The organism is Sphingobacterium zeae, assembly GCF_030818895.1.
GTDB classification, from domain to species: domain Bacteria; phylum Bacteroidota; class Bacteroidia; order Sphingobacteriales; family Sphingobacteriaceae; genus Sphingobacterium; species Sphingobacterium zeae.
The window spans coordinates 3,649,327-3,662,748 of record NZ_JAUTBA010000001.1 but is presented as its reverse complement, the minus strand read 5'-3'; the positions used below and the strand labels follow the sequence as shown (position 1 = coordinate 3,662,748).

The following is a 13,422-nucleotide window of genomic DNA, read 5'->3' as shown; positions in this document are numbered from 1 at the left end:
ATCATGATAAATAAATATATAAAATTAGCCGTTGTATGTTCAGGTCTTTCTCTGCTTGGAAGCTGTAACGACAACTACTTGGATCGTGTTCCAGAGACTGCGATCAATAACGAAAATTTCTTCAATACAGCGACCGACCTGGAGTTGTATATCAATGGATTGTACAATTTTTCAGGAATAGGGATCTATCAATCGGATGCTACTACAGACAATGCAAGTACAACAGGCAATACGGAGATAAAAACCATTATGGCCGGTAATGCCTCTGCGGCGACGATCTCAGGAGGCTGGAGCTGGGATCAGCTCCGCAAAATAAATTTCTTTCTACAGCATATGGGCAAGGCTAAGATCAGTGAGAGTGAAAAGGCACATTATGAGGGGCTAGGCCGTTATTTTCGCGCTCGATTTTACGTAGAGAAAGTGCAGCGTTTCTCAGATGTGCCCTGGGTGGATAAAGCACTGGAGGTTGGAGATACGGATTATCTTTTTGCCAAGCGCGACCCACGAGCGACGGTCGTGCAGAAAATCATGGAAGATTTTGAATTTGCCGCACAGAACGTACAGCCGCGGATCAAATCGGGTACGGTCAACAAGTGGGTGGTGCTGCAGGAATATGGCCGCTTTGCCCTGTATGAGGGAACTTACCGGAAATACCACAACGAACTGGAATTGAAAACCACGGCGACTGAATTTTTGAACAAAGCACAAGCGTTGAGTGATCAGCAGATGCGCGAGGGCGGTTTCAGTATATACAATACCGGTAAGCCCAATCAGGACTACGGCACTTTATTTTTTAGTGAAAATCTTGAAAATAACAAAGAGATCGTACTTGGACGCTTTTATGCCAACAATGTACTCAACGCAGATTCATGGCCGGGTATGTTTGGTAATTATGAGTACTATCCTTTGCGTGATCTTGTGCAGGCCTACCTGATGAAAGATGGTTCATTTTATGCGGCCCAGCCAGGTTATGAAAAAAATACCTTCGTCAAAGAGTTCGAAAACCGCGATCCACGTCTGGCACAAACGTATGCTTATCCGGGATGGCAATTGATCTATTCGCATACCTATGCACAGGGTGCCGGATTGTATGTGCAGCAGCTGGCCAAAAACTTCTCGGGCTACCACCAGATCAAGGGATTTCAAAATACGCTTAGTTTGGAAGCGCGCAATAATCTCGATATTCCTTTATATCGCTATGCGGAGGTTTTATTGAATTTTGCTGAAGCAAAGGCCGAGCTCGGACAGCTGACGCAGGCTGATCTTGACCGCAGTATTAATTTGTTGCGTAGACGTGCGGGTATGCCAGATATGGTTGTAGGCGTAGGTATCGATCCAGTTATGGCGACACGTTACTCCAATGTCGAAAGCAACCAGCGTAATCTAGTGTTAGAGATCCGGAGAGAGCGTCGGGTCGAACTTGCGTTCGAGGGTTTCCGTTTTAACGATCTGATGCGCTGGAATGTGGGTGAATTGTTAAAAAACAAACGTGAAGGTATTTACTTCTCCGGCTTGGGGCAGCATGACATGACGGGAGATGGTGTTCCGGATATCGTATTGCTGGCTTCCTCATCATCCATTCCGGCAGTGAAGGAGAAAAACAGCCTAGGTCGCGAATTGCAGTATTATCGCGTAGGACGCTTTGGGCAGGATGTGGGGGTATTTCTTTCGGATGGAAATAGTGGTACCGTCGAAACAATCGAAAACACCGGAATTTTTGAATCGCCAAAATTCTACTATCGTCCCATACCACAAGGGGAAGTACTTTTAAATAATAATCTTAAACAACTATTTGGATGGTAATGAATCATTTAACAACAGCTATTTTATCTTTTCTTTTTATTGTGTTTTCTAGACTGGAGACAGTGTGTGCACAGGAATTTAAGTTTGCGTTTCTAACCGACATGCACGTTTATAGTGATTCGACCCTTGGTCAGGTGGAGCATAGGTTAAAATCACTTCCGCCAGCGGTGGACTTGTTGCTCAGTGGTGGCGACAATGTCGATATTGACAATTTAAAAGCGGCTGATCTCCCGGCTGGCGAAAAGCGCCTTAAGTCATTGAAAGGGCTTTTTGACCGCGCAAAAAAGCCGTACCGAATGGCTGTCGGCAACCACGACCGCTTGCCGCGCGATATGCGTAACGGTAGCAACGATTTTGAACTCTTCGAAAAGACTTTTGGCCAGACTTATTTTAGCTTTGACCATAAGGGATGGAGGTTTATTGTGCTCAATAGTGTGGAAACCAGAGATAACCACTATGTTATTGGTGACCAGCAGCTGGAATGGCTGCAGAACCTTGTGAAAACCACAGCCAAAGACCAACCTTTGGTAATTATTTCGCATATCCCATTTTTATCGGTTTATTATCCAGTGCTGGAGGGGCGGTATACGGCTGCGGATACTTTTTTAAACCAAAAACAGGTGTTCGACCTTTTCAAAGAGCATAACCTAAAGTTAGTGCTGCAGGGGCATATGCATTTGTATGAAGAGATTAAAGTGAAAGGTGTTCAGTTTATTACTGCAGGGGCCGTGTCCGGAAATTGGTGGCAGGGTGCTTTTGAGGGTACAGCACCGGGACATCTCGAAGTACATGTTAAAGGAAGAGATTTTAGCTGGAAGTATGTCAAGTAAGATTGTTCCACGGTCGTAATTACTTAATGAGTAGACTTATAACCATAGCAGGTACAATATTTATAGTATTCTGCTATGGTTATACAGCTTGCTTAAAATGCCTGATTCCTTCATCGTTACCTAAAAAGTCGAGATAGCCGGCAGCTGAAACGGTAACTTTTAGGTAATCCGTATTGCAGCGGAATATCCTTTTTCACTGTTATTTTACTCATCTCTCAAACTCACAACCGGATTGATAAGGGCTGCTTTGATCGCGTGATAAATGCACGTATGGAATAGATCATTGCATTCTTTTGTGTCATCTTTTTAGTTCTCTGACTATAGGAATCAAACTCGCTGTGCTCGGACAGTGATTCATATGTACGCCAGATCCCTTCAGATCTTGACAGTCAGAACGCTATATTTTCTATTCCTATACCTGCTGATTTATCGAAGTTGGTATTGGTGGATGGGCAGTCGCAATGCCAGGCTTTCAATTCTTTGTTCTCCTGCATTGCTCGAATAAATAAGGGAATGATTTTAAAAAGCTGTAAGTATGAAAAAAATATATAGTGGATAATTAATGGAAATAGAAAATTGTTGTACTTTTTATTTAATTAATTAAATATTTTGTATATTTGCGTGTTTACAACCACATAATTTATCTCTTTAACTCGTTTATAATGTTCAACTATTTAAGTTTACTTGCTTTTTCCTTTCTGCTCATGGCCAGCTGTTCCGATAAATACAACGATTTGGATACGGACGAAGAAATTCCCAAAGAATCGTTAACAATGATGCCACTGCGCCTCGAAACGGATGTTAAAACAGCCAATATATTTAATATGGTGGTCTTTACCATGAAAGACAGCACCATTGATGAGCTAAAAGAATGGATTGGCCTTCCGGTTAAGTATAGTGAACTTGATTCTCTTTTTTGGGAAGTAGAGGGTAGTCCCAGTCGAGTCAATCTTTTAGCGAAGGGAACAGGTTCGCTTTCTTTAAAATCAGCATGGGGACACTACTTTTATTTGCCCGGTACCTATAAAACTTATCTGTCAGGTTATAAAGACAACAAGAGGGTTGTAAGGGATTCTACCTATATCAAGATAAATGCAAATGCAGATTTCTTGAATGTGGACTGGAACAGAATAGACAATATCAATCAAAATACAGGCTATACAACCAATGGTACACTAGGCTATCAATTTCGCATTCTGAATAGAAAATCAGGAAATACGGTTTATTCAGGACTGACAGTTGCTTTTGATTCGATCGATTATAGACAAAACATAATTAATCTGGGAAAGAAAGAAAGGGATGCGCTGTCTGCATATATGACAAAATTATATGGAAATGCGAATTTTGAAGGCGATAAAGAGCTGTTGAGTGAACAGTTTAAGCAACTTTTTAAGGCCGATGTGGCAAAAGATGAGGTGCTCAAAATCTGGAAAACCCCCAAGTCAAATATTGCATTATTGCACCTTAAAAACGATGAAGATGAGGCTTTTAGCTATTGGGTGCATGCCGAGCCCGCAGCACAGAAATAGCAATTTGAACACGGGTAGGTTATACAGCTTGCTTAAAATGTCTGATTCCTTCATCGTTACCTAAAAAGTCGAGATAGCCGGCAGCTGCAACGGTAACTTTTAGGTAATCCGTATTGCAGCGGAATATCCTTTTTCACTGTTATTTTACTCATCTCTCAAACTCACAACCGGATTGATAAGGGCTGCTTTGATCGCGTGATAACTCATGGTGAGCAATGCTATGATGAGCGCGCCCAATCCTGCAGCAAAAAAGATATCCCAGGTGATAGCAATGCGATACGTGTATTCGCTGAGGAGTTGATCGGCAATATAATAGGCGATCGGAAAGGCAACCAAGCAGGATAGAACGACCAGCAGTACAAAATCCTGCGACAGCATCCGCATGATCTTAAAAATTGAAGCCCCCAGTACTTTATGGATGCCGATCTCTTTCGTTCTGTTCTCTGCCATATAGGCGGTAAGTCCAAATAAACCGAGACAGGAAATAAAAATGGTCAACAGTGCGAAAAGGCTCGAAAGTGTGCCCAACTGTTGAAAGTCTTTGAATTTTTCTGCATAATTACGGTCTACAAAAGAGTATTCAAAGGGATAGTCGGGATTATAAGCTTTAAAGATCTTCTCCATAGCCGTAAGTGCCTCGGAAGTGCTTACATGATCGTTTAGGCGTATGTTGGTGACCTGAGTGCCTGAGAAAGCGCCCTGAATGACGAGTGGAGAAATGGCGCTGAAAGGCGATTCTTGAATAAAATCTTTCACGACGCCTACAATATGCCATTTTCTGCCATCAACAACCGTTTTGCCGATCGGATCGTCGAAATTAAATACTTTAGCCGCCGATTCGTTAATAATCATTGCCCCAGAGTCGGTTGGAAATTGAGTTAGGTCAAAATCCCTCCCTGCAACGAGTTCGAGCTCGGCGGTCTTGACCAAATTTTCATCGGCTCCCATTCTAGCAAAAATAGTGTTGTCGTCTTTGGGCTTACCATCCCATTCCATGTAATTGAAACTCATCGTTTTCGTCAGTGGTGCGGATGTCCTTGAAACCTGCTTGGCAATACCGGATGACAGCAATTCATTTTTTATCAGTAAGCTATTTTTGCGGATGTCTCCCTGATCGACAATACTTACTAACCTTTCTTTGTTGTATCCGGTTTCTCTATTTTGAGCGTGTTTGATTTGGCGTCGAATTGATAACGTTGTGACGATCAGTATGATTGCAATACAGAATTGGGAAACAACAAGGATTTTGCGCGGGTTGAATGTCTGTTGAATATGGAGGTATTTACCTTTGAGTACTTTTGTTGGGAGGAAAGAAGACAAATAAAATGCGGGATAGCTTCCTGAAAGAATTCCGGAAACTAAAATAAAACCTGCAAAAGCGGCCCAGAAAAGAAGATCGTCAAAAGGAATAACGAGTTCTCTCGAAACCAATTCATTAAAATAGGGAAGTGCGATTAGCGTAATCAATAGCGATAATAGGCCCGAAATAAAGGAAATCACCATTGATTCTGTAAGGAACTGTCCGATCAGCAATTTTTTACTTGCACCCACAACTTTTCGGACACCTACTTCCTTCGCCCTTTTTTCGCTCTGCGCCGTGCTCAGATTCATGAAATTAATGCTGGCAATAAGAAGGATCAAACAGGCAATAGCAATGAAAGAGCGGACCATGATAATGCGTGGTGAAGTCGGCTTTCCTTGCGCTGTAAATTTGCTATACAGCCACTGGTCGCCAATGGGCTGAATAAAATTGGCAACTTTGGTGTCTGTGTGCTTTCTTAAATAATATTGGATAGTCTTTTGGAATTGATCGATATTGACGTTTTGATGTAACTTGATGTACGTCTGTATAGAATTATTTCCCCAATAATCATCCGAATAACCTATTTTTTCCATTAATGTCCAAGGCACCAGATAAGGTGCTTCCTTTCATAAACGAATGATCTGGAATGTCTTCGATAATTGCAGACACCGTTGACACTTGCGTGCTGTCCAATCGGATCGTCTGATTGATAGGGTTTGAATGCCCAAATAATCGTTCCGCCAAAGATTTTGTCAAGACAATCTGATTGGGGTTTTTTAATGCCTCCTGTGGATTGCCCGCAATCACTTTATAATCAAATATGTTTAGGAAGGTACTATCTACGAAGACACCGGGTTCTTTTGCAAGCTTTATATCCTGACAGGTTAATAAAAATCCGGTCCCCTTATCCACGCGTGTAATGGTCTGTATTTCTGGAAAGTCAGTTTTTAAAGCCCGAGCCATTGGTTTTGGGGTATAAAAATGCTCCACGCTTTCACCTGCCCACACGTCTTTCATGCCTACTGCATAGATCCGATCGTTATCGGCATAAAATCGGTCAAAGTTAAATTCGCTCCGCACCCATAACATGATCAAAATGGCGGCGGTCATTCCAGAAGCAAGCCCAATACTATTAATTGCGGTAAAACCACTATTTTTTGAAAGGTGGCGAAAAGCTATTTTAAAATAATTCAGAATCATAATAACACGTTGTGCAGTTATGCCGTCCAATTTATTTGCCAATAATTCAAAACGCTGTAAATGAGCTGTTAAAATTCTTTCTGAATCAGTTTCTTGTTCGGACGCGAACGGTATTTGTTCGAAAACGGACAGTTCGATTACCAATCTCATAGGGAGACTAGCAGTAGGGTAGCTAGGAGATTGCACAATTATTGATTAAAAAGCTAAATGGATGTGAAAAGTGTATTCGTTAAACTTTAAAAACGCCGAATAAACGGTGAGGGGTTTATTCGGCGCATCATATTACTTTTTTTTCCTTTTCGAACAAAGCTGAAAAGCTACTAATCCAATCAATAGCCCAGCGACAACAGTTTTCCCTATGAAAGCTTTTTTATTATACTTCCATTCGGCACCTAGTCCAAGTTCTTTGGCGATATTGGGAAGATGGCCTTTCGCGATGTCTTCAACAAGACCTTCCAGCATATCGACACGGTCTGCCAGTACCAGCGGGAGCCAGCGACCGTAGCTGGATTCGCTATATTTAAAGGCAATCCGTCGAATGGCGCCACTCAGTCCTTTGGGTGGATTGCCCGTTCCATAAACTGCTGTTAGGTTGGGGCGTTCAACAGAATGCAGTATCTCAACCGTTTCTTCCTGCAATGGGGGGCGCTGCCACGAATAGCCCTGATGTTCTTGGTTGTTTCGTTTTTTGATGGGATAGGTGGGGTCGTTTTTGGGGTCAAAATCGATTCCCCAGCCCTTGATATGCCCATATTCCGATTGTCTATCGTTGATAAAATCTTCGGGTGTAGTTTGATCTGTTATCATAGTAAAATATCTTAAATCGATGCCGATGGTGGAATTAACACAGTTTTGATACAATCGTCCAATTTGGAAGAGAAGAGGTGATACGCATCGCCCACTTCTTCGAGCGGAACCCGATGTGTAATCAGCTCTTTGGGATTGATAACGCCATCCTTTACATGTTGGATCAGTTTGGGTAGCAGCCGCTTCACCGAAGCTTGGTTGGCCCGTATGGTGATTCCTTTATTTAACACATTACCAATAGGAACCAAACTATTTGTAGGGCCATAGACGCCTACAATAGACACAATACCCCCTTTTTTTACGCTATTAATCGCCCAATGTAATGCCGTGGTCGATCCGCCCTGTAGCATCAGGTATCTTCCCAGAAGACTATTCATGGTGTTACCTGCCGCCTCACAGCCCACCGCATCGATGCATACATCAGCGCCGAGTGAATCGGTGACCGTTTTGATAAAAACGACGGGATCGCCTATGGAGCGGAAATTGACTGCCTCACACTGGGCGTAGCGTTCGGCAAATTCGAGCCGATAGTCGACATGGTCGATTATAATCACGCGGGCGGCCCCGAACAGCCAGGAGCACTTGGCAGCCATAATACCAATTGGACCGGCACCAAAGACCACCACCGTATCTCCGGGTTGAATTCCCGCCATTTCGGCCGCCTGATAACCTGTCGGTACAACATCGGTCAGCAAAACCGCATCGTCGGGATCCATCCAGTCGGGAATGACGACCGGACCAACATCTGCGTAGGGCACCCGAACATATTCGGCTTGCCCACCCGCATAACCACCCGCAGTATGGGAATAGCCAAAGATACCGCCTACCGCAGTCGCTTCAGGATTGGATTCATGGCAGTTGCCATACAGCTCCTGCCGACAGAAGGCACATTTACCACAGGCAATATTGAAAGGCACCATCACCCGGTCGCCAACTTTTAAATTTTCTATTCCAGCGCCTACCTCAACCACTTCACCGATAAACTCGTGTCCAAAGGTAGAACCCACCCGGGTGTCTGGTACTAGACCATGGTAAAGATGCAAGTCAGACCCGCAGATACAGGAGCGCAATACCCGCACGATGGCATCCTGCGGATGGAGGATCTCTGGCATGGGGGCATTTTTATCGGCACGTACGCGATAGGGCCCCCGGTAATTCATTGCAAGCATAATTCCTAAATTTTTAAACTGTCAAAAAAGCCAGCGTCCGTTCGATGACACTTACTTAGGAAGGAATGTGGTGATCCATTCGTTTGCCTATTTTACCGATAGGGGACTTATACGTAGACAACGTATTTAGAACATCAAGGGAATCCAGTTTGAATTTATAGTGTATTTCAACAATCCTAAACCCAAGAATCAACGTTGATAAAGCGCTTATCCTAAGTTTCAATTTGAGGGTTACTTTTTTTGCCGATTGCGGCTGCAGAATGGACATGTTTTCGTAAACAAGATCCCGTTAATGAGACTTTATCTTTGAGCAAATCCGCAACGGTACCTGTAAATACTACAGTACCGCCATACTTACCTGCTCCAGGCCCAATATCGATAATCCAATCGGCCTGCGCAATGACATCGAGGTTATGCTCGATAACGATCAGCGTATTGTGGTTGTCCACCAGGTTATTGATAAAGTTTAACAGCTTTTCGGTATCGTTTGGATGCAAGCCTGTGCTGGGTTCATCAAGCACGATAATTTTGTTGGAGTGCTTCAGTTCTTTGGTCAGTTTGAGCCGCTGTCTTTCTCCTCCCGAAAAGCTGTCTGAACGTTGTCCTAAGGTCAGATAACCCAGCCCGAGTTGGAGTAACATGTCAAACGACTGGCGATAGAGTTTATCCGGGAAAAAATCATAGGCTTCCTCTACGGTCATATCCATCACCGTAACAATATTTTTGTTATTGTAAAGATACTTTAAGACCGCAGGCTTAAAGCCCGAGCCGCCGCAGATCTCGCAGGTCTGTTCAATATCATCCATAAAGGCCAGGTCAATTTTTTCGATGCCGATACCTTTGCAGTTTTCACAGGCGCCGAGGCTATTTCGGCTAAAAAGCTTATCGGATACCTGATTGGCTTTTGAAAACAGGGTTCGTATCGCATCCGATAAGCCCAGGTAGGTCAACAAATTGGAGCGTGAGCCCATTGAAAATAACGACTGGTCGATAATGGTTGCTTCGGGATAAAATTTGGGCAGCACTTTGTTGATCAGGGTGCTCTTGCCCGAGCCCGCAACGCCGGTTACCACGGTCATCACCTTTTTGGGAATACTTACATTGATGTCTTTCAGATTATGCAGCTTGGCATGCCTGATTTCCAGATATCCCTGTGCCGATCGTGGTTTAGTATTCAGTTGGGGTGTTTTGGCAAAGTACTCGCCTGTTTTTCCTGTGGATGTTTTTAGCCCCGCAACCGTACCGTTATAGACAATCTCGCCACCGTTTTTTCCCGACGCTGGTCCCATATCGATGACCCGGTCGGCTATGCGGATCAAATCGGGGTCGTGCTCAACGAGCAAAACAGTATTGCCTTTATCCCGTATCTGTTTAATAATTGCAGCTATGTTCTGTAAATCCATTGGATGAAGTCCGATGCTCGGCTCGTCAAAAATATAGAGTAAATCTGTCAGCCCGCTCCCTAGGTTTCGCACCATTTTTATGCGCTGACTTTCCCCGCCCGACAGCGTGTCTGTTCTTCTGTCCAAAGTCAAATACTGCAAGCCGATGTCAACGATATGTTGCAGTTTCTTTTTCAGTTCGGTAAGAATAACATCAAAAGTGTTGGATGGTAAAGAAGCAACAAATTCCAGCAGCTCATCGATCGAAAGGGACGTACAGTCGGCAATGCTTTTGCCCGCTATTTTACTGGACAGAATCGTATCATTCAACCGTTTTCCCTTGCATACTGGACAAGTTTTGTTAACGATAATGGTGTTTAAAGCCTCTTTTCGGCTCATGATTTCCTTAGACTGCTTTTTGAGGAATGCTTTTTCAATGCGAGGGATAATACCCTCATATTGGACCGTTTTTCCCCATTCCGGATCAGGATGTTCGGGCTTGTGTTCGGCAGCGTGCAAAAGAAGATCCCATTCCTGCGGTGTATAGTCTTTCAGTTTTTTGTCGCTGTCAAAATAGCCTGACTGGGTGTAGCGTGTCAGGCGCCAGCCACCTGGTTGAAAGGTCGGAAATCGGATAGCTCCTTCGTTCAGCGATTTTTGCTTGTCGATAAGCCGATCTACATCAATGGTCTGCATAATGCCCAGCCCTTCACAGGCCTTGCACATCCCCAAGGGATTATTGAATGAGAAGACATTTGAATAGCCGACAAAGGGTGTACCCATGCGCGAGAAAAGCAAGCGGAGGGAAGCATAGATATCAGTAGCAGTGCCTACGGTCGACCGTGCATTGCCGCCCAATCTTTTTTGATTGATAATAATGGGGACATTCAGGTTGTCGATTTTGTCGACATCAGGAACGCCGATATGCTGCAGCCGGTTTCGGATAAAACTGCCCTGTGTTTCGCTAAACTGCCTTTGCGCTTCAGCACCTATCGTTTCAAAGACCAAAGACGATTTGCCCGAACCGGAAACTCCTGTAAAAACCGTGATCTTTTTCTTTTCGATCTGAACCGAAATATTCTTGAGATTATTTTGTCGGGCATGTATGATGTGAATATGTTCCATAATCATTAACTTTGGTAATTATTAACTAAGTTAACTATATTGGGTGATATGAACAAAACCGAACGCAAATTTTATGAAGTATTTACCGATTTACAATGCTTCATCTTGGCCAATATGAATAGGGGCGACATCAATGGCGTAACAGCGACCCACTATAATATGATCGAATATATTTACCGCCACGATCAATGTATCGTCAAACAGATTGCGCAGGCCTTTAACATAAGTCCGCCCGCAGTTTCCAAACAGCTCAAATTTTTGATTGCCAATAATCTCGTTGAGCAGCAGCAATCCTCGGCCGACCGCCGTATTTTCAATTTGAGCGTAACGGATCAAGGCAAGTTTATTATCGACAATTCGGAGAATTTCAGGCAAACGGTGGCCAAAGACGCGGCTAAAAGCTTGACGGAGGAGGATTTAGATAAGCTGAGCGAATTGCTCCAAAGAGTCTTGACAACAATAAAAAAGTAGTATTTTGTTTTATATAAAATTACTTTTTTTAATGCTCAAATGTGCGCAAAAAAGATAAAATGCTTGCAGTTGCATTATTCTACTGGTTTTGTAAGAAATCCATCATCAATTGACTTTGCTAAAAATAAAGCCTAATTTTGACTTATCAACTATAGCTAAACCATCGAGAATGAACGTAACGCATGTCAGACAATTGTTTACCCAACTTTATGAAGAAAATTGGGGCAATCTGTACGTGCATGTTTTCCGAATGTTGGATGACCAGGACGAGGCACGTGATATTGTGCAGGAAATTTTTACGAATCTCTGGGATCGCATGGAGCGTCTGGAAATCGTACACTCGTATCAGGCTTATCTTTATCGCTCTGCCCGTAACCTGGTCATTAACCGCATTGCCAGCCAGGATGTGGGTCGGAAATATGAGACTTACCTCGAGCACGCAGCCCCAACATTTGAAGTGATGCCCGACGATCTGTTGCGGGAAAAAGAATTAGCGGAGCAAATTGATCAAGCGATTGAAAAGCTGCCCCGCAAAATGGCTTTGATCTTCAAAAAAAGTCGATTCGAGCAGCGGAGTTATCGGGAGATCGCCGCAGAACTTGAGATCTCTGAGCAGACAGTCAAAAAGCAGATTTACAATGCTTTGACGGTTCTGAGAAAAAAAATACGCACAATTTTTATTTTTTTCTACCACTAAGTTGCCGCTATCCTGTCTTCTAAATAGTATACAGGATAGTACCTATGAAACCACGATTAACGAAACAATTACTGGAGAAGTACCAACAGGGTATGTGCAGCACTGAAGAAAATGCACTTGTCGAAAGTTGGTACAATCAGCTCAGCCGGCAAAATAATGCAAAAGACATTCCCGAACTGGATCTGGCTGCCGAAGACCAGTTTTTCCAACAGCATATTTTTGGTCCCGAATGGCGGGCTAAACGCCATAAAAAAGCCTATTTAAAGGTTGCGGCCAGTATGGTGTTTTTTTTGATGGCCGGTGCGGCGATATACTTCTTTTCCCCGCGGCAGCAAGCTCCGAAGCCATTGCCCTTTAGTATTGGTCAATTTCAGGCCGATCTTTTGATCGGAAATGAGGTGGTGAGCCTGAGTAAGGAAAAGCCGTTTAGCCCCGAGTGGCTCGATCGGCATAAGGATAGCAACGTGGCGCTTCAAACCAAAAGGGGACAGGAATTTAAAATGGAACTTCCGGATGGTACGCTGGTGTGGTTAAATGCCGACAGCAAGCTCAAAATTGAACCGGGGTATAATGAACATAAACGTTCGGTATTTCTGGAAGGTGAGGCTTATTTTAAGGTGGCCAAAAATAAAGCGAAACCTTTTATTGTGCACGTGGGGAACACCCGTATCGAAGCACTGGGGACAGCTTTCAACGTGAAGTTGTATCCAAAGGACAACGCACTTTTAACGACCCAGCTTGACGAAGGGAAAATACGGGTCAGCAATGCTGGCCTGGACGAGATTCTGCTGCCCGGACAGCGGATCCAGCTGAATGTGCTGAATGGAGCCTTCCAGCGGCTGGCGGAAAACAGCCAGCCCGATATAGCCAACTGGAAAGACGGGTACTTTGAATTTGACCAGACACCGTTGCCTGAGATTTTAGCGGATCTGGCGCGTTGGTACAATTTCACCTATAGCCTGTCGCCTGCCTATAAAAATAAAGTCCTTAGTGGAAAAATCAGCAAAAAAGAATCCTTTGAAGAAGTGCTGAAGATTTTACGCTTCGCCGGTATCAATTATACCATTGAGAAAAACGAACTCTTGCTTATTCCCTAACCAAAATCG

11 protein-coding genes are annotated in these 13,422 nt (G+C 43.7%); 6 read left to right on the top strand and 5 right to left on the bottom strand.

Annotation, left to right across the window (positions count from 1 at the left end; genetic code table 11):
- The first annotated feature begins 3 nt into the window (after nt 1–3).
- The 3 genes from QE382_RS15415 to QE382_RS15405 all read left to right on the top strand — a co-directional run bounded on the left by QE382_RS15415 (nt 4) and on the right by QE382_RS15405 (nt 4,162).
- On the top strand, nt 4–1,803 hold the full coding sequence (locus QE382_RS15415) for a RagB/SusD family nutrient uptake outer membrane protein (RefSeq protein ID WP_307186680.1): 1,800 nt from the start codon (nt 4–6) through the stop codon (nt 1,801–1,803).
- Nucleotides 1,797–2,633 (top strand): metallophosphoesterase family protein, encoded by an 837-nt coding sequence (locus tag QE382_RS15410; protein WP_307186679.1) that lies wholly within the window; start codon nt 1,797–1,799, stop codon nt 2,631–2,633. The genes QE382_RS15415 and QE382_RS15410 overlap by 7 nt, the downstream gene beginning before the upstream one ends.
- A 662-nt stretch (nt 2,634–3,295) precedes the next feature.
- The gene (locus QE382_RS15405) at nt 3,296–4,162 is read left to right on the top strand and encodes a hypothetical protein (protein ID WP_307186678.1); all 867 of its coding nucleotides are present in this window, start codon (nt 3,296–3,298) and stop codon (nt 4,160–4,162) included.
- A gap of 144 nt (nt 4,163–4,306) precedes the next feature.
- Here the strand turns inward: QE382_RS15405 and QE382_RS15400 are convergent, their stop codons facing one another.
- The 5 genes from QE382_RS15400 to QE382_RS15380 all read right to left on the bottom strand — a co-directional run bounded on the left by QE382_RS15400 (nt 4,307) and on the right by QE382_RS15380 (nt 11,148).
- Complete coding sequence (locus QE382_RS15400; protein WP_307186677.1) at nt 4,307–6,073, bottom strand: FtsX-like permease family protein; 1,767 nt, start codon at nt 6,071–6,073, stop codon at nt 4,307–4,309.
- Nucleotides 6,033–6,815 carry an ABC transporter permease gene (locus tag QE382_RS15395; RefSeq protein WP_307186676.1) on the bottom strand — a complete coding sequence of 261 codons (783 nt, stop codon included), beginning with the start codon at nt 6,813–6,815 and terminating at the stop codon, nt 6,033–6,035. The genes QE382_RS15400 and QE382_RS15395 overlap by 41 nt, the downstream gene beginning before the upstream one ends.
- A gap of 132 nt (nt 6,816–6,947) precedes the next feature.
- Nucleotides 6,948–7,472 carry a hypothetical protein gene (locus QE382_RS15390; RefSeq protein WP_307186675.1) on the bottom strand — a complete coding sequence of 175 codons (525 nt, stop codon included), beginning with the start codon at nt 7,470–7,472 and terminating at the stop codon, nt 6,948–6,950.
- Nucleotides 7,473–7,483: 11 nt separating this feature from the next.
- Complete coding sequence (locus QE382_RS15385; protein WP_307186674.1) at nt 7,484–8,632, bottom strand: zinc-dependent alcohol dehydrogenase; 1,149 nt, start codon at nt 8,630–8,632, stop codon at nt 7,484–7,486.
- Nucleotides 8,633–8,853: 221 nt separating this feature from the next.
- Nucleotides 8,854–11,148: an ATP-binding cassette domain-containing protein gene (locus QE382_RS15380; protein ID WP_307186673.1), complete on the bottom strand. Its 2,295-nt coding sequence runs from the start codon at nt 11,146–11,148 to the stop codon at nt 8,854–8,856.
- Between the two features lie 48 nt (nt 11,149–11,196).
- Between QE382_RS15380 and QE382_RS15375 the strand changes: the two genes are divergently transcribed.
- The 3 genes from QE382_RS15375 to QE382_RS15365 all read left to right on the top strand — a co-directional run bounded on the left by QE382_RS15375 (nt 11,197) and on the right by QE382_RS15365 (nt 13,413).
- Entirely contained in the window at nt 11,197–11,619 is a 423-nt protein-coding gene (locus QE382_RS15375; protein ID WP_307186672.1) for a MarR family winged helix-turn-helix transcriptional regulator, read from the top strand.
- 169 nt (nt 11,620–11,788) lie between these two features.
- Entirely contained in the window at nt 11,789–12,316 is a 528-nt protein-coding gene (locus tag QE382_RS15370) for an RNA polymerase sigma-70 factor (protein ID WP_307186671.1), read from the top strand.
- A gap of 44 nt (nt 12,317–12,360) precedes the next feature.
- On the top strand, nt 12,361–13,413 hold the full coding sequence (locus QE382_RS15365) for a FecR family protein (RefSeq protein WP_307186670.1): 1,053 nt from the start codon (nt 12,361–12,363) through the stop codon (nt 13,411–13,413).
- The last annotated feature ends 9 nt before the right edge of the window (nt 13,414–13,422 follow it).

Coding starts and splice junctions, on each gene's coding strand:
- QE382_RS15370 (WP_307186671.1), top strand. CDS start 11,789: ATGAACGTAACGCATGTCAGACAATTGTTTACCCAACTTTATGAAGAA.
- QE382_RS15380 (WP_307186673.1), bottom strand. CDS start 11,148: ATGGAACATATTCACATCATACATGCCCGACAAAATAATCTCAAGAAT.
- QE382_RS15390 (WP_307186675.1), bottom strand. CDS start 7,472: ATGATAACAGATCAAACTACACCCGAAGATTTTATCAACGATAGACAA.
- QE382_RS15365 (WP_307186670.1), top strand. CDS start 12,361: ATGAAACCACGATTAACGAAACAATTACTGGAGAAGTACCAACAGGGT.
- QE382_RS15410 (WP_307186679.1), top strand. CDS start 1,797: ATGGTAATGAATCATTTAACAACAGCTATTTTATCTTTTCTTTTTATT.
- QE382_RS15385 (WP_307186674.1), bottom strand. CDS start 8,632: ATGAATTACCGGGGGCCCTATCGCGTACGTGCCGATAAAAATGCCCCC.
- QE382_RS15405 (WP_307186678.1), top strand. CDS start 3,296: ATGTTCAACTATTTAAGTTTACTTGCTTTTTCCTTTCTGCTCATGGCC.
- QE382_RS15415 (WP_307186680.1), top strand. CDS start 4: ATGATAAATAAATATATAAAATTAGCCGTTGTATGTTCAGGTCTTTCT.
- QE382_RS15395 (WP_307186676.1), bottom strand. CDS start 6,815: ATGAGATTGGTAATCGAACTGTCCGTTTTCGAACAAATACCGTTCGCG.
- QE382_RS15375 (WP_307186672.1), top strand. CDS start 11,197: ATGAACAAAACCGAACGCAAATTTTATGAAGTATTTACCGATTTACAA.